Annotated in this window: 14 protein-coding genes; 2 read left to right on the top strand and 12 right to left on the bottom strand. The window is 61.9% G+C overall.

What is annotated here, in order from left to right:
- Positions 1–17 precede the first annotated feature (17 nt).
- Positions 18–1694 carry a glycerol-3-phosphate dehydrogenase/oxidase gene (locus RUH64_RS12585; RefSeq protein WP_313813805.1) on the bottom strand — a complete coding sequence of 559 codons (1677 nt, stop codon included), beginning with the start codon at positions 1692–1694 and terminating at the stop codon, positions 18–20.
- A 161-nt stretch (positions 1695–1855) separates the two neighbouring features.
- On the opposite strand from RUH64_RS12585, the gene RUH64_RS12590 reads away from it, so the two are divergent.
- Entirely contained in the window at positions 1856–2809 is a 954-nt protein-coding gene (locus RUH64_RS12590; RefSeq protein WP_396276024.1) for a sugar-binding transcriptional regulator, read from the top strand.
- A 10-nt stretch (positions 2810–2819) separates the two neighbouring features.
- Positions 2820–3692 (top strand): alpha/beta hydrolase, encoded by an 873-nt coding sequence (locus tag RUH64_RS12595; RefSeq protein WP_313813807.1) that lies wholly within the window; start codon positions 2820–2822, stop codon positions 3690–3692.
- Between the two features lie 52 nt (positions 3693–3744).
- Here the strand turns inward: RUH64_RS12595 and RUH64_RS12600 are convergent, their stop codons facing one another.
- From RUH64_RS12600 to RUH64_RS12650, 11 genes are all read right to left on the bottom strand, one after another.
- A complete protein-coding gene (locus RUH64_RS12600; protein WP_313813808.1) occupies positions 3745–5706 on the bottom strand; it encodes a primosomal protein PriA in 1962 nt (653 codons plus the stop codon).
- Between the two features lie 14 nt (positions 5707–5720).
- Positions 5721–6926 carry a methionine adenosyltransferase gene (gene metK, locus RUH64_RS12605; RefSeq protein WP_313813809.1) on the bottom strand — a complete coding sequence of 402 codons (1206 nt, stop codon included), beginning with the start codon at positions 6924–6926 and terminating at the stop codon, positions 5721–5723.
- An 80-nt stretch (positions 6927–7006) separates the two neighbouring features.
- Complete coding sequence (coaBC, locus tag RUH64_RS12610) at positions 7007–8230, bottom strand: bifunctional phosphopantothenoylcysteine decarboxylase/phosphopantothenate--cysteine ligase CoaBC (RefSeq protein WP_313813811.1); 1224 nt, start codon at positions 8228–8230, stop codon at positions 7007–7009.
- 135 nt (positions 8231–8365) lie between these two features.
- Complete coding sequence (gene rpoZ / locus RUH64_RS12615) at positions 8366–8644, bottom strand: DNA-directed RNA polymerase subunit omega (RefSeq protein WP_141361050.1); 279 nt, start codon at positions 8642–8644, stop codon at positions 8366–8368.
- Positions 8637–9200, bottom strand: a complete 564-nt coding sequence (gene gmk / locus RUH64_RS12620; protein WP_313813812.1) for a guanylate kinase — start codon at positions 9198–9200, stop codon at positions 8637–8639. The genes rpoZ and gmk overlap by 8 nt, the downstream gene beginning before the upstream one ends.
- Positions 9201–9203: 3 nt before the next feature.
- On the bottom strand, positions 9204–9539 hold the full coding sequence (mihF, locus tag RUH64_RS12625; protein WP_141361046.1) for an integration host factor, actinobacterial type: 336 nt from the start codon (positions 9537–9539) through the stop codon (positions 9204–9206).
- Positions 9540–9682: 143 nt separating this feature from the next.
- Entirely contained in the window at positions 9683–10525 is an 843-nt protein-coding gene (gene pyrF, locus RUH64_RS12630) for an orotidine-5'-phosphate decarboxylase (protein ID WP_313813814.1), read from the bottom strand.
- Positions 10518–13799 (bottom strand): carbamoyl-phosphate synthase large subunit, encoded by a 3282-nt coding sequence (gene carB, locus RUH64_RS12635; RefSeq protein WP_313813816.1) that lies wholly within the window; start codon positions 13797–13799, stop codon positions 10518–10520. Before carB ends, pyrF begins: the two co-directional genes overlap by 8 nt.
- Entirely contained in the window at positions 13799–14968 is a 1170-nt protein-coding gene (gene carA, locus RUH64_RS12640; RefSeq protein WP_313813817.1) for a glutamine-hydrolyzing carbamoyl-phosphate synthase small subunit, read from the bottom strand. Before carA ends, carB begins: the two co-directional genes overlap by 1 nt.
- Positions 14965–15477 (bottom strand): hypothetical protein, encoded by a 513-nt coding sequence (locus RUH64_RS12645; protein ID WP_313813818.1) that lies wholly within the window; start codon positions 15475–15477, stop codon positions 14965–14967. The genes carA and RUH64_RS12645 overlap by 4 nt, the downstream gene beginning before the upstream one ends.
- Entirely contained in the window at positions 15470–16774 is a 1305-nt protein-coding gene (locus RUH64_RS12650; RefSeq protein ID WP_313813819.1) for a dihydroorotase, read from the bottom strand. The genes RUH64_RS12645 and RUH64_RS12650 overlap by 8 nt, the downstream gene beginning before the upstream one ends.
- Between the last annotated feature and the right edge of the window lie 8 nt (positions 16775–16782).

Raw genomic sequence — 16782 nt, forward strand, 5'->3', positions numbered from 1 at the left:
GCCGGCCGCGGCGCGGACTAGACCAGGGTGACTCCGTGGCCTTCCGCGAGGACCGAGAGCGAATGGTCGATCTCGGTTTGGGTCTGAGACTTGTCCCAGCCCATTGGTCCGGCGAGGTTTTGTGCAACCTCGGTGACCAGGTCTTTGCTAACCAAGCCGCGGAAGGCAAGGTTGGTGCGGCGGATGAACACGTCGATCAGGCGGCCCACCTGCTCGTTGGCGGCCATGTAGGTGATTTCTTGGACCGAAAGTTCGGAGGAATTCTCCAATAGCTGGTCGTCGTCGAGCTGGTCGAGCACTGAATCTGCGCCTGTTCCATAGCGTTCAAGCAACACGCGCAGGCGTTCGCGTCCTGCCAAGTGTTCGCGTGCGGCAAACCAGGCTGCCAGCTCCCCCTCATTCTTGGGGTAGTTCTTTCCGCCGCCGATGGCGACTCCCGCGGTGCTTGCAACTTCACGTTCGCCGAGGAATTCCAGCGCTTTGCCGCCGAGGTTTTCGCTCAGTGCACGGAAGGTCGTCCACTTGCCGCCGATCAGCGAGAGCATCGTGGTCTTATCCGTCAGGCGGGTTTCTTTCACCTGGTAGTCGCGCGAAACAAATCCTGGGGCCGTGTCGTCGTGGTTTGGCAGCGGGCGAACCCCGGAGAACTTGTAGACGATCTGCTCTTCGCTGACCTTGATTCCGGGGAAGACATGGTGGACCAGCTCGAAGAAGTAGTCGACCTCTTCGTCGGTGCATACTGCCGGCTCGTTCATGTTGTGCTCAAGGTCGGTGGTGCCCACCAGTACGCGGCCAAGCATCGGGTAGATCAGCACGATGCGTCCATCTTCGTGTTCGAAGAAGATCTCACGGCCGCCGGTGGCCGCCAGCAGCTCAGGGTGGTCCAGGACGATGTGCGAACCCTTGGTTCCTCCGGTCCATCTGGTCTCACGGCCCAGTTCCTTGTTAGTCAAATCCACCCAGGCGCCGGTGGCGTTGATGATTACGTCGGCATCGAAGTCGAAAGCTTCACCGGTGAGGACATCGCGCAGCTTCGCGGTGCCTGACTCCACTCCTGCAAGCTCGACGTAGTTGCTGGCGCGGGCCAAGGGGCTGGCCTTCAGCCCCTCTTGCAGCACATCAAGCGTGAGCCGCTCGGGGTTGTGCACCGATGCATCGAAGTAGGTTGCCGTGTACTTCACATCGTCGCGCAAGGCAGGAAGATCCCTGCGGGCTGCCTTGCCGGACTTGAAATTGTGCCAAGGGGTGTTGCGCCCGCCGACGCCTGCGAACACGTCATACATGATCAGGCCGGCCTTGATCAGGGCGGCGCCGCGTTCGGTGGGCTTGCCCGACTTGTGGGTCAAAAAGCGCATCGGGGCTGAGAGAATGCCGGAAAATGTCGAGAAGATGGGGATGGTGGTCTGCAGCGGCTTGACGTAGTGGGGTGCAATTTCAAGCAGCGAGTTGCGCTCCTGCACGGACTCGTGAACCAGGCGGAATTCGCCGTTTTCCAGGTAGCGGATGCCTCCATGGATCATATGCGAGCTGGCGCCGGATGCTCCCTGGCAGTAGTCGCCGCGCTCAACCAGTGCTACGTCGATTCCTTGCATCGCCAGATAGCGGAACGTAGCGACACCGTTGATTCCTCCGCCGACGACAAGAACGCGCGCCTGTGGTCGTTCACGCAGTTTGGTCAGCTGTTCCCGAGTCACGATTATCTGCCCCTTTGTAACGTTGGAGTGGTACTACCGGTTAGTGTTGTCTCAGCGCAGTAATGCGGTCAAATGATTTGCACAAACGTGCAGAAATGGTCTGATTGATGTCTAAACCACCGTCTGGCGGGCCCTATAAGCGCCCCCTACTTGGCACATCTGTGCAGAGCACGCCCAAGGCGAAGGATGCCCTGCGCGCCGCCCAGTTGTACTACCTGCAGGACATGAAAATGGAGATGATCGCGAAGGAACTTGGAACCTCGCGGTCGACAATTTCCCGCTTGTTGAGCCACGCCAAACGCACAGGCATGGTCTCCGTCACCATCTCCCCCAGCGCAAACATGTCGGCACTGCTCTCCAACCAGCTTGCTGAAAACTACGGCATCACGGCCCATGTCGTTCCCACCGACGGATTGATGGACGATGCGGAACTTCTTTCCCGTGTCGCGGCCCACGCGGCGCACCTGCTGGGAACGATAGTCTCGTCGTCAATGACGGTGGGCGTTGCCTGGGGTTCCACGATGCAGGCGGTATCGTCAGCACTGAGCCCGCACCCGACCCATGATTCGGTAATTGTGCAGCTCAACGGTGCTGCAAACCCGGTGACAAGCGGCGTGCGCTATGCCAATGACATCCTCACACGCTTTGGACAGGCATTTACCGCCCGCACCGAACAGTTTCCCGTGCCAGCATTTTTTGACAGGGCATCTACACGCGAGGCCATGTGGCAAGAAACCTCGGTGCGCCGAGTGCTGAAGGTGCAGCAAGAAATGAACCTCGCCGTGTTTTCACTGGGTGCCGCGCGCTCAGCGGTGGCGTCTCAGGTCTATCGCGGTGGCTATCTGTCGCCCGCTGAATCAGCTGCGCTGCAAAGCAAGGGCGTAGTGGGAGATGTTGCAACGGTGTTCTTCGACAAGCATGGGGACAGCAGCCAGATTGAGTTTAATGCGCGGGCTACGGGACCGAACCTCGACGATCTACGCAAGGTTCCGCAGCGTTTCTGCGTCATTTCCGGCCGTGGCAAGATCGATGCCCTGCGAGGTGCCCTCAACGGCGGGTTGATCACCGATTTAGTCCTCGACGAGGGAACCGCGCTAAGGCTGTTGGACGGGTAGGATTTTGACTATGAGCTCACCGCGCGAACTTGTTGTTTCCACCCACCACCTGGCCGGATCTAAGCTTAAAGTCTTCAACTATCTTTCAACGCTGTCGCAGCCCGCGGGCGTGATATTTGCAGTACATGGATTCCGCGGCGATCATCATGGGCTTGAGCGCATTATTTCGAATCTTCCCGAATACACCGTCGTCGTGCCCGACCTGCCGGGCTTTGGGGCGTCCAGTTCGATGACTGAGCTGGCACACGATGTGCAGGGCTATGCAGAGGTTCTGCTGCTGCTCCTGGAAGACCTGGAGCTCGGTGCCGGAACGCATCTTCTAGGTCATTCCTTTGGCTCCATCGTTGCCGCGAAGCTGGCTACCCTTCGCGAGTTTTCTACGCTGACGCTCCTGAACCCGATCTCGGAGCCAGCACTTGAATCTTCGCAGGCATTTCTGGCCAAACTGACGAGTTTCTACTATTCAACCTGCGCGAAGCTTCCTGCCGGGATCGGTGAACCAGCGCTGCGTTCAAAGCTGTTTACCGACTCAATGAGCCTGGTGATGACCAAGAGCAGGGATCCCCAGATGCGCCGATACGTCCGCGAACAGCATCGGGCATATTTCGGCGGATTCCACTCGCGGGCGACGCTTGCACAATCCTACGACGCATCGATCAATCACACGGTGGGCGAATACTCCCCCGAGATCGCCGTCAGCACCCTCATGATCGGAGGCATGCGAGATGAGTTGGGCAGTCCAGCTACCCAAGAGGCATTGCGTGCAAGCTTTGCCGAGGCGCAACTGATCATGCTTGAGAACGTCGGGCACCTGATCCACTACGAGAAGGCGCCGGAGGTCGCTGCCGCGGTGCGAGAATTTCTTGTGCTGCAGTCCAAATAGTCGATGCGGCTGATTGGGCAAGAAGGTGCGAGGCGTTCCTCAGGGTTCAGCTTTAGAGCACCTGGTCGGGATCAACGGCGATGTTGACCACTGGTTCTTTGCCTGCTGACATGCGCGCCCGCTGGGCGCGCAGTGCTTCGGTCACCATCTGGCCATCGGCATAGCTGAAGAACAGAACATAGCGGTGCTCAATCGGTGGGCCGTCGAGGATGCTCGGCCCGTGGACATGGAGCAAATTGCGGATGCTCGGTTCCAACGTTGCGATCATCCGTTCTGCGCCAAGTCCTGAAATGATGGCTGAACGCACCGCCGGCGGCAGGCCGATTTCGCGGCGTTCAATCAATTCGCGTTCGGCAAAACCAGCTGGATCCCAGCGCACTAACGCTGCGCCGGCAACGCTTGGATTTCCGGTGAGCACTACGACACCATTGTTGGATGCCAAGGACGCTGCATTGAACCAGCGCGACAGGGTTTCTTCCGCATTGCGCAGTGAATCGTGAGCAAGCATTTTGTCGGCGTCAAGCAGCAGGACAGCGGCATAGCCGCCCTCAACTGTTGGTTCAACACCTGGGGTGGCTACCACGAGGGCAGGTTTGGGCGGGATCTCATCGATGGGCTTAGCCCCGGTGGATGAGACGACGGGAACGCGGGAGAACGCGAGGCCCAATTCTTCGGCGGTACGCTCTGCACCGATGCTGACCGCACGGATGCGCGCAGATCCGCAGTTCGCACAGCGGTAGCTGCGGAATTGCTCACCGCACCATTTGCAGGAGACGGCGGCGTGTCCTCCTGCCAAGTGCAACGGACCTTGACAGACGCTGCATCGGGCTAGCGTACGGCAGTCTTGGCACGCTAGGGCGGGCATAAACCCGGTACGGGCGACTTGAACTAGAACAGGTCCGGTTTCCAGCGCCGCGGAGGCCTCCCGCCACGCGAGGGATGGAATTCGGGCGCGAGCCAGGACCGGATCGCGTTCAAGTTCAAAATCATTGGTGGTCGCCACCACCCGCGCGGTATGGGAGCGAAGGGCGTCTCTTGGAAGCTTCAACTCCGTCGCCCAACCGGTGGCCACCAGACGCTGAGCTTCCACGGAGCGCGACGGCGCGGCCAAGAGCACCGAAATGTTCTCATGGGCGCTGCGCAACAACGCAACCTCCCGGCTGTGCTGGTAGGGTGCCCGCTGCTCGCGGTGCGACTGGTCGGCATCCTGCCAAACAATAATCAGTTCCAAACCGGGCACGTGGCATAGGGCAGCCGATCTTGTGCCGACAACTACCTGCACATGCCCGCCGATGGCTTGAAGAAAATTGCGGTAGCGCGGAGTCGGCCCGTCGTCGGCATGTAGCCGTGCATAGCTTTGCGCACCGAAGGCAAGGTCCAGGTGTGCGCACAGCCGGTTTAGGTCGCGCGCATCGGGCACAATCATCAACACCCTGCCGCCGCGTTCAAGGACCGGGCGGGCCGCGTCGGAAAGGAATCCGGGCCATGATTCATAGAAGTTTGGAACCCAGGTGGCCACGGTGCGATGAACCTCGCCGTCGGCCCAATCTTGCAGGACCTGAGCCCCCTGCTCATAGTGTTCCAGCTGGTTGGGGGCGCTGGGAAGGATCGGAAGAATTGTTGCCAGCTCTTCCTTTTCCACCTTTGCGGCACGTGTTGGAACCGCCAGGCGCACCACGTCCCACACCGTCCCGGCATAGCGGGAGGCGACAAGTTCAGCGGCCCGGAACACCTGCGGGTGGAGTACGACCTTGTTGCTGACCAGTTTGCTCAACGGGCGCAGCTTCATCGTCGGGGTGTAGTCGTCGTGCAGCTCGATGACGAATCCGGCCAGCTGTTGGGCGCCAAAGGGCACCTTCACACGGACACCGACGGCCACGTCGTCCATCATCGAGGCGGGCACCTCGTAATCGAACAACCGATCCAGGTGTGGAACGGAAGAATCAATCAGCACCCGAGCAACCCGCTTGAGACGGGCGGGCTCGGGTGCTGATATCAGGGCATCTTGCTGCACGCTCAGGTGCTCCCCTAGGCGTTGAACCAGTTGCGCAGGGCGTCCACGCGGTCCAGCTTCTCCCAGGTGAAATCGTTGTCGTCGCGGCCGAAGTGACCATGTGCCGCCGTTTTGCGGTAGATTGGGCGCTTGAGATCAAGGTCCTCGATAATGCCCAGCGGACGCAGGTCGAATACCTCGTTGATGGCTGCGGTGATCTTGGCCGGATCCACGGTCTCGGTGCCGAAGGTCTCTACGTAGAGGCCAACCGGGCGGGCGACACCGATCGCGTAGGCAACCTGAACTTCGGCACGGCTTGCTAGTCCAGCTGCCACGACGTTCTTGGCCACCCAGCGCATGGCATAGGCTGCGGAGCGGTCAACCTTCGATGGATCCTTGCCGGAGAAGGCGCCGCCACCGTGGCGGGCAAATCCACCATAGGTGTCCACGATGATCTTTCGTCCAGTCAGACCCGCGTCGCCCACGGGTCCGCCGATGATGAATGGACCCGAAGGATTCAAGATGACCTTGGCCTTCGACGTGTCCAGTTCCGAACGCTCGAGGATTGGGGTGACGACCTCTTCGAGGAGGTCCGCCTTCAGCGTCGCCAGCTCATACTCGGCAGCGTGCTGGCTGGAGACGACGACGGTATCGACGGAAACAGGCTTGTCGCCGTCGTAGCCGATGGTGACCTGAGTTTTGCCGTCAGGGCGCAGCAGCGGCATACGGCCGTTCTTGCGCATCTGGGTCAGGCGCTCGGAGAGGCGGTGTGCCAGGAAGATCGGGGTTGGCATCAGCGACGCGGTCTCGTTCGAGGCGTAGCCGAACATCAGACCCTGATCGCCGGCGCCCTGATGATCACGCGGATCCTTGGCAATGCCCTCACGGGACTCCAGGGAGTTGAATACGCCGTCGTGGATTTCCTGAGACTGCTGGCCGATGGATACCGACACGCCGCAGCGTGCGCCGTCGAAGCCGTTGGCCGAGGAATCGTAGCCGATGTCCAAAATGGTGCGTCGTACGATTTCGGGGATCTCCACGTAGCCGTTCGTGGTTACCTCGCCGGCAACATGGACCAGACCGGTGGTGGTCAGAGTTTCGACGGCGACCTTGGAGTCGGGATCCTGCTCCAGCATGGCGTCGAGGATGGCGTCCGAAATCTGGTCGCAAATCTTGTCCGGGTGTCCCTCGGTAACCGATTCCGAGGTGAAAAGACGTAGTTCAGGGGTTGTTGAAGTCACCTTAGTACTCTATCTGGTCGCAACGACCGTTTGGCAGTTCTTGAGTCAGTTCGTGACCTGCACCTTTATGGCGCAGCTCACTATGCGTCGGTTGTGTGTCCGTTTATTTCGGCCGCAAGTTCATGGATGACGATGCGCGCTACGTCAAGTTTACTTCCCGACGCAGCGACGCTTTGCCGTCCATCGGCGAACAGCACCTGGATCGTGTTGGTGTCTTGTCCAAACGTCAGCGAAGCTCCGACCTCGTTCACCACCAGCATTTCGCAGCCCTTGCGGGCGAGCTTGGCCTGGCCGTAGTCAAGGACGCTGCTCTGCTCATCCCCCGTCTCCGCGGCGAAGCCGACTATGACGCCGGGCAGCCGTTGCTCGCTGCTGCGGGCCGCCACCAACTCAGCGAGGATATCGGGATTGCGCACCAGTTCAATCACGGGTGCAGAATGTTCGTCGCGCTTCTTGATCTTTGAGTTCTCGACGGTGGATGGTCTGAAATCTGCAACAGCAGCGTTCATGATCAAGGCATCCTGTCCGGGCGCATGCTCGAAGACCGCTGCGCGCAGCTCCAGGGCGCTGGAGGCGTGAACGACCTTGACCCCATGCGGGGCGGCGACCTCGAGGTGGGTTGCAATGAGCGTGACCTCGGCTCCGGCGTCGCGAGCAGCTTGGGCCAGTGCTACACCCTGTCGTCCCGATGATCGGTTCCCGAGGAACCTCACCGGATCCAATGGTTCGCGAGTTCCCCCCGCGGTGATCAGGATTTTTCGGTCTTGCAACAGTGGGGCAGATAGCAGGTCCTGGATCGAGGCGAAGATTTCCTCCGGTTCTGGCAGCCTGCCAGGCCCGGAGTCTTTCCCGGTCAGCCGCCCGGACGCTGGTTCGATGACTCGCACTCCCCTGGCCCGCAGGGTTTCAACATTTGACACGGTAGCCGGGTGCTGCCACATTTCGGTATGCATCGCCGGTGCCATGACTACCGGTGCGCGGGTGGCCAGCAGGGTTCCGGTGAGTAGATCGTTGGCCAACCCGGCGGCGGCACGGGCCAAAACGTCGGCGGTGGCCGGCACGACGAGTACTAGATCTGCAAGCTGCCCGAGCCGTACATGGTTTACGGTGTCCACCGCGTCGAAAACATTGGAAGTCACCGGGTTGCCGGATAGGGCCTCCCAGGTGGCGTTGCCTACAAAATTCTCGACGTTCTGCGTGGGGATGACGTCGACGTGGTGGCCTGCTTCACGCAGCAGACGTAGTAGAAGTACGGATTTGTAGGCGGCGATCCCTGCTGAGACGCCCAAGACAATTCGCTTCACGCGGCGGTTCCTTTGGTGTGCCTGATCCGTCAGGGTGATCTTCACCGCATTGACGGGGTCGGAGCTCTAAGAGAGGTGGGTATTGGTGCTTAAAGAAAAAGAAGGCGCCCGCATTCGGGGCGCCGTCTTCTTCAATTAGTCCTCGGTGACCTCTGCTGGGGTGACCTTCAGCAGGCCTTCATCCAGTTCGCGCAGGGCGATGGTCAGCGGCTTCTCGTTCAGCTTGGTTTCCACCAGTGGGCCTACGTACTCGAACAGGCCTTCGTTCAGCTGTGCGTAGTAGGCGTTGATCTGACGGGCACGCTTGGCCGAATTCAGTACGATCGCGTACTTCGAGTCGTTCGTCTCAAGCAACGAGTCGATCGATGGATTGATGATTCCCTCTAGGTTGGACACAAGACTCCCTTTAGTCATTTTTCAGCCCCATGAGGGCCACAAGCTCTTCGGCGGCACGTGCCACATCGTCGTTGACGATGGTCACGTCGAATTCTGATTCCGCCGCAAGTTCTAGTTTAGCGGTTTCCAGACGACGCTGCTGTTCCTCCGGTGTTTCGGTGCCGCGGCCGATCAGTCGGCGTACCAATTCATCCCATGACGGTGGTGCCAAAAAGACGAACTTGGCCTCGGGCATCGACTCCTTAACCTGACGTGCACCCTGCAAGTCGATCTCCAGAAGAACCTTTTTGCCGTTGGCTACTGCGTCCTCAACGGTCGATCGAATCGTCCCATAGCTGTTCTGGCCGTGGACAACTGCCCATTCGAGCATTTGTCCTCCCTCGACCAGTTGATGGAACTTTTCAGGGCCCACGAAGAAATAGTGGACGCCATCTTGTTCACCGGGCCGAGGGTCTCGGGTAGTGGCGGACACGGAAAGCCAAACATCTGGATAATTATCACGAATGTAGGTGGATACAGTGCCTTTACCTACAGCCGTGGGGCCGGCTAGAACAGTTACCGACGCAACGGTCATTGACTACACTTTCGTTTTTGGCGGGCTTTGCTTGAAGTGTTCGGTGATTGCTGTACGTTGTTTGCGCCCCAAGCCGCGCAGGCGGCGGGAGGGGGAAATACCAAGGCGTTCAAGCAGGTTTGCCGCGCGTACTTCACCGACGCCCGGCACCGACTCCAGAAGGTCCATGACACGCATGCGTCCCACGGCTTCATCTTCGTATACCAAGTCTAGTACTTCGGTGATAGTGATTTTGCCGGCACTGAACTGGGCCTTGATTTCAGCACGACGGGTGCGGGCGGCAAGTGCCTTGGCGCGTGCCCGGATGCGGTCTTCGTCAGAGAGTTCTCGCAGAACCATCGTTCAGCCATCCTTAATGTGTAGTGGACTAAGGCTATGAACAGAACATAGCCATGTAACGCGCGTTTGGCAAGACTAATCGCGTTGTGGCTACTAGAAACTCTAATAGCCACAACGCGATTCTGTCACTAATTCACTTGGTACTACTTGGCTGCGAGCAATTCATCGCGAACGTTCAGGGCTTTATCACGCAAAGCCTGTACGTTGGGTCCGGCCCGCAAGATGTCGCGGCTGCTGGTGCCGAGAACTTGTCCATAGCTGGAGGCGAAGGACGCGGCGATGTCCTGTGCTGTGGCACCCTGCGCCCCAAGACCTGGGGTAAGCAGTGGCGCCTTGGACGCAGTCAGGTCAATCCCGAGTTTCGCGGGCGCGTCACCGATGGTCGCACCGACTACCAAACCAACGTGACCCAAATCGTCGGCAGCTGAATTATCCGCTGTGACCTGGTCAATGATTGATTTAGCAACTGAGTTACTACCGCCGACGTGCTGCACCGACGGACCCTCAGGGTTGGAAGTGAGGCCCAAGACGAACACTCCCCTGCCGGTGGCTGCGGCCAGGTCGATGGCCGGGCGCAACGATTCGTAGCCCAGGTACGGGCTCAGGGTTACCGCGTCGGAGGCAAGTGGCGATGAATCATCGAGCCATGCGGTGGCGTAGGCTGCCATCGTCGAGCCGATATCCCCGCGCTTTGCATCGGCCAAGGTCAACAAGCCGGCGGACTTGGCGGCCGCCAAGGTTTCCTCCAGCGCGGCGAACCCGGCTGATCCAAAACGTTCGTAGAGAGCCACCTGCGGCTTGAGGATGGCTGCAACGCCGGTCATCGCTTCAACAACGGCCAGTGAGAAAGATCGCACTCCGGCTGCGTTGTTTTCCAGGCCCCAAGCCTCCAACAGTCCGGGATGCGGGTCGATGCCTACGCACAGCGGTCCGGAGGCGTCCATCGCCGCACGCAGCCGGGTGCCGAAATCAATTGGCTTAGCCATTGGCGCGAGCTCCTTCTAGATGTGCTTCGTGCTCCTGCAGGCTGGTGACGTCCCACGCGTATTCGCGCAGGGCGTCGATGGCCTGGACCGAAGCGCCGAACTCTGCAACGGTGGTGATCACCGGGGTGCCCACCGAGGTGGCCGCCGCACGGATCTCGTAGCCGTCGCCGCGGGCGTCGGAGCCCGATGGGGTGTTCAGGATCAGGCCGATTTGGCCGGCGTTGATCAGATCGATGATGGATTCGCCGCCCTCATGCAGCTTGCCGACTACCTGGGTTGGGATGCCGTTGCGGCGCAGCACCTCTGCGGTGCCGCCTGTGGAGATGATCTCAAATCCGTTGTCCGCCAGGTGCTTGACCGGCATGACGATCGAACGCTTGTCGCGGTTGGTGACGGAGACGAAGATCTTGCCGCCGGTGGGCAGCGGGTTGTTCGCCGCGGCCTGCGACTTGGCGAACGCGGTGTCGAAGTACTTATCGATGCCCATGACCTCGCCGGTGGAGCGCATTTCTGGGCCCAGCAGCGAGTCGACGACCTTGCCTTCAGGGGTGCGGAAGCGGGCGAAAGGCATGACCGCTTCCTTGACTGCGATCGGGGCCGAGTCTGGCAGGTTGGCGCCGTCGCCGGTGGCCGGCAGGTAGCTGCCGCGCAGCTCGGCCAGGGTCACACCGACGCCGATCAGTGCGGCGATCTTTGCCAGCTGTACGCCGGTGGCCTTGGAGGTGAACGGCACGGTGCGGCTGGCGCGTGGGTTCGCTTCGATCACGTAGAGCACGTCGGATGCCAGTGCGAACTGGATGTTGATCAGCCCGCGTACGCCCACGCCCTCGGCGATGGCGTGGGTGGCTTCCTTGACCCGGGCGCGCACGTCCGGGCCGAGGGTGATCGGAGGCAGGGTGCAAGCCGAGTCGCCGGAGTGGACGCCGGCTTCCTCGATGTGCTCCATGATGCCGCCCACGTATAGGTCGGTGCCGTCGAACAGGGCATCCACGTCGATCTCGATCGCGTCTTCCAGGAACCGGTCGACGAGCACCGGGTGGTCAACGGTGATTTCGGTGGCGTTGGTGATGTAACGCTCCAGAGAGGCCTCGTCGTAGACGATTTCCATGCCGCGGCCGCCCAGCACGTAGCTTGGACGCACCAGGACCGGGTAGCCAATGGAGTCGGCGATCTGCTTGGCCTCCGGGAAGGAGACGGCGGTGCCGTTCTTCGGCGCGATCAGCCCGGCGTCATCCAGCACCCGCTGGAAGGCGCCGCGGTGCTCTGCCAGGTCGATGGCTTCTGGGCTGGTGCCCAGGATGTTCACGCCGGCCGCCTTCAGCTCTGCTGCGAGCTTGAGCGGGGTCTGGCCGCCGAGCTGCACGAACACGCCCAGCACGCCGCCGGTTTCCTCTTCGGCGTGGATGATTTCAAGCACGTCTTCCAGGGTCAGCGGCTCAAAGTACAGGCGGTCGGAGATGTCGTAGTCGGTGGACACGGTCTCCGGGTTGCAGTTGATCATCACGGTCTCGTAGCCTGCCTTGCGCAGGGCCATCACCGCATGCACGCAGGAGTAGTCGAACTCGATGCCCTGGCCGATGCGGTTCGGGCCGGAGCCCAGGATGATGACCGACTTCTTCTCGTGGGCGCTCAGCTCGGTCTCTTCGTCGTACGAGGAGTACATGTACGGGGTGAAGGCCTCGAACTCGGCCGCGCAGGTGTCAACGGTCTTGTAGACAGGGCGGATGTTCAGTGCGTGGCGCACGCCGCGCACCACCGCCTCGGACTTGCCGGTCAGCTTGGCGATCTGGGCGTCGGAGAAGCCGTGGCGCTTGGCCTCGCGCAGGGTTTCCTCGTCCAGGTCCTTGTTCTGTGCGATCAGCGCCGCGGTCTCGTTGATCAGCTCAAGCTGGTCAAGGAACCATGGGTCGATCTTGGTGGCCTCGAACAGGTCCTCGACGCTCTTTCCGGAAAGCAACGCACGCTGCACCAGACCCAGGCGGTCGGTGGAGCCCTTGTCGATCTTCGCCATCACGGCGTCGAGCTGGTCTGCGGGAATCGGTTCGAAGGAGAGCTCCGAGCCCTTCTGCTCCAGGGAGCGCAGGGCCTTCTGCAGCGCCTCGGTGAAGTTGCGGCCCAGGCTCATGGCCTCGCCCACGGACTTCATGGTGGTGGTCAGGGTCGCGTCGGCGGCCGGGAACTTCTCAAAGGCGAAGCGCGGAACCTTCACCACCACGTAGTCAAGTGCAGGCTCGAAGGAGGCAGGGGTCTTCTGGGTGATGTCGTTCGGGATCTCATCCAGGGTGTAGCCCACGGCCAGCTTGGTGGCGATCTTCGCGATGGCGAAGCCGGTGGCCTTGGAAGCCAGCGCGGAGGAACGCGAAACGCGCGGATTCATTTCGATCACGACGACGCGGCCGGTGGCGGGGTCGATCGCGAACTGGATGTTGCAGCCGCCGGTGTCCACGCCGACCTCGCGGATCACCGCGATGGAGATGTCGCGCAGCTTCTGGTATTCGCGGTCGGTCAGGGTCATGGCGGGGGCCACGGTGATCGAGTCGCCGGTGTGCACGCCGACCGGATCGAAGTTTTCGATGGAGCAGACGACGACGACGTTGTCGTTCTTGTCGCGCATCATCTCCAGCTCGTACTCCTTCCAGCCCAGGATCGACTCCTCCAGGAGCACCTCGGTGGTCGGCGAGTACTGCAGGCCGGCGCCTGCGATGCGGGTCAGGTCCTCGGCGTTGTAGGCCATGCCCGAACCCAGTCCGCCCATGGTGAAGGACGGGCGCACCACGACGGGGTAGTTCAGCTGCTCGACGGCGGCGAAGGCCTCGTCCAGGGTGTGCACGATGACCGAGCGGGCCGATTCGGCGCCGCAGCGCTCCACCACGCCCTTGAACTTCTCGCGGTCTTCGCCCAGCTCGATGGCTTCGATGTTCGCGCCGATCAGCTCGACGTTGTACTTTTCCAGTACGCCGTTCTTGTCCAGCGCGATGGCGGTGTTCAGCGCGGTCTGGCCGCCCAGGGTCGGCAGCACCGCATCCGGGCGCTCCTTGGCGATGATCTTTTCGACCACTTCAGGGGTGATCGGCTCCACGTAGGTGGCGTCGGCGAACTCCGGGTCGGTCATGATGGTGGCCGGGTTGGAGTTGACCAGGATGACCCGCAGGCCCTCCTCCTTCAGCACACGCAGCGCCTGGGTGCCGGAGTAGTCGAATTCAGCGGCCTGCCCAATGACGATGGGGCCCGAACCGATGACGAGAACTGAGTTGAGATCGGTGCGCTTAGGCATTACTTGGCGTCCTTTTCTGCGGCGGAGTCCATGGCGGAGACGAAACGGTCAAAGAGGTAGGCGGCGTCGTGCGGGCCGGAGGCTGCCTCTGGGTGGTACTGGACGGAGAAGGCCGGGATATCCAGGCAGTTCAGGCCCTCGACGACCTGGTCGTTCAGCGAGAAGTGCGAAACCTCTACCTGTCCGAAGCGGGACTCGGGGGCGGTGAAGCTGCCTTCCAAGGGGGCGTCGACGGCGAAGCCGTGGTTCTGGCTGGTGATCTCCACCTTGCCGGTGGCCTTGTCCAGCACCGGCTGGTTGATGCCGCGGTGGCCGAAGCGCAGCTTGTAGGTGTCCAGGCCCAGGGCACGGCCCAGGATCTGGTTGCCGAAGCAGATGCCGAAGTACGGGATGTTCGCGTCGAGCACCGAGCGCACCAGTTCCACCTGGGTAGTGGCGGTGGCGGGGTCGCCCGGTCCGTTGGAGAAGAACACTCCGTCGGCGCCGGTGGCCAAAATGTCCTCAAGGGTGGCGTTGTACGGCAGCACGTGCACGCGTAGGCCACGTTCGGCCAGGCGGTGCGGGGTCATTGACTTCATGCCCAGGTCGATGGCCGCCACGGTGTACTTGACCGCACCGTCGTAGCCGTGCTCAGCCGGCTCGACGATGTAGGCCTGATCCACCGAAACCTCGGCGGAGATGTTGCGGCCCTCCATGGACGGCTGGGCGTTCACGGCGGCGATCAGCTGCGCATCGGTGGCCGAGGCGTCGTCCCCGGAGAAGATCCCTGCCTTCATGGCGCCTGCATCGCGCAGGTGGCGGGTCAGTGCACGGGTGTCTACCCCGCGGATGCCGACGATGTCGTTGGCGATCAGATCGTCTTCCAGGGAGCGCTGGCTGCGCCAGTTGCTCGGGCGCCGGCTGGCCTCGCGGACCACGTAGCCGGCGGCCCACATGCGGGTGGACTCGGCGTCTTCGTCGTTCACGCCGGTGTTGCCCACATGCGGGAAGGTCTGGGTGATGATCTGGTGGGCGTAGGAAGGATCCGACAGGGTTTCCTGGTAGCCGGTCATGCCGGTGGTGAATACTGCCTCGCCCAGGGTGGTGCCGACCTTGCCGTAGCTGCGGCCACGGAAGATGCGGCCATCTTCGAGGACCAGTACGGCCGGAAGGTTGCTCAAGGAATTCACGTGTTAGTCTCCTGCTCAGCCGCGCCGCCCTGATGCGACGCGAGCATCTCATAAATCTTTGGTGTGTCCGCTGCAAAACGCGGACGGAATCCGGTGTCGAAGGTGTAGCCGTCCTTCTCCCAGCTGATCACAATCAGGCCGTTCTTCTCCACGAACTTGCCGATCATGCCGCTGGAACGAACCACGCGCTCAAACGCGGTCCAGGGGATGTGCACATCCGACGTGCCTGGGCGCAGGATATGGATGCCCTGCTCCCCCAGTTCCAAATCGGCGTTGGAGCGAACTCCCAGGTCATGCACGGCGATGCGGTCCAGCCAGTCTTCGAACTTCGTGGTGGCCACGTACATGCCGGTGAAGCTGTGCTGGATCGAGTCGTCGAAGGGCTCAAAGGGTGCTGGAATTTCTGCCTGCCGTGCCTTGAGGTTGCGCCAACCGATGAGGATTGCCGCACAGGCTGCGATCACCACGAGGACCGTGATGACCACCGGGAGGATGGCTTCCTTAGGCATCCAGCGGCCTTGGGGTGGCCAGTTCGCCGTCGAGCACCGTGGCGTGGCCGTGGAAGAAGGTCGCGCGGATGGACCCGGGCAGCTCCATTCCTGCAAACGGCGAGTTGCGGCCCTTGGTGGCCATCGCGGAGGGATCAACGATCCAGCGGGCGGCCGGGTCGAGAAGGGTCAGGTTCGCCGGCTCGCCCACGGCGACCGGACGGCCCTGATCTGCCACACGGCCGATCTGCGCCGGCACGGTGGAGGTGATGCGGGCGACGTCTTCCCAGGTGAGCAGCCCGGTGTCCACCAGGGTGTGCTGGACGATGGACAGCGCGGTTTCCAGACCGGTCATGCCCATGGCTGCAGCTCCCCATTCGCAGTCTTTCGCCTCGGAAGGGTGCGGTGCGTGGTCGGTGCCGATCACGTCGATGGTGCCGTCGGCCACGCCTGCGCGCAGCGCTAGAACGTCCTCTTCGCGGCGCAGCGGCGGGTTGACCTTGAAGACCGGGTCGAAGGTGCGCACCTTTTCATCGGTGAGCAGCAGGTGGTGCGGGGTGACCTCGGCGGTGACCTGGATGCCGCGGGCCTTGGCCCAGCGGATGATCTCCACCGAGCCGGCGGTGGACACATGGCACACGTGCAGGCGGGCGCCGACGTGTTCTGCCAGCAGCACGTCGCGGGCGATGATCGACTCTTCGGCCACCGCAGGCCAGCCCGGAAGGCCCAGCACCGAGGAGACCTTGCCCTCGTTCATCTGGGCGCCCTCGGTCAGACGCGGTTCCTGCGCGTGCTGCGCGATGACCCCGTCGAAGGCCTTCACGTATTCCAGCGCGCGGCGCATCAGCAGCGGGTCGGAAACGCAGATGCCGTCGTCGGAGAACATCTTCACCGCCGCACGGGAGTCGGCCATCGCGCCGATCTCGCTCAGCTGCTTGCCAGCAAGGCCCACGGTGACGGCGCCCACCGGGCGCACATCCACCCAGCCGGCCTCGCGGCCCAGCTCGTAGACCTGTTCCACGACGCCCGCGGTGTCTGCCACCGGGGTGGAGTTGGCCATTGCGTGCACCGCGGTGTAGCCGCCCTTGGCAGCGGCGCGGGTGCCGGTTTCAACTGTTTCGGCGTCTTCGCGTCCCGGTTCGCGCAGGTGGGTGTGGGTGTCGACCAGGCCCGGCAGCAGCACCAGCCCGGTGGCGTCGATTTCCTGAACGCCGTCGGCGCCCTGGACGGCGCCGATCTGAGTGATCACACCGTCTTCGATGAGCACGTCTTGTGGCTGGCCGCCGAGGATGGCGGCCTGTTTGATGAGGTAATTCATGAAGGTGT

It is taken from the genome of Glutamicibacter sp. (assembly GCF_032154645.1).
GTDB lineage: Bacteria > Actinomycetota > Actinomycetes > Actinomycetales > Micrococcaceae > Glutamicibacter.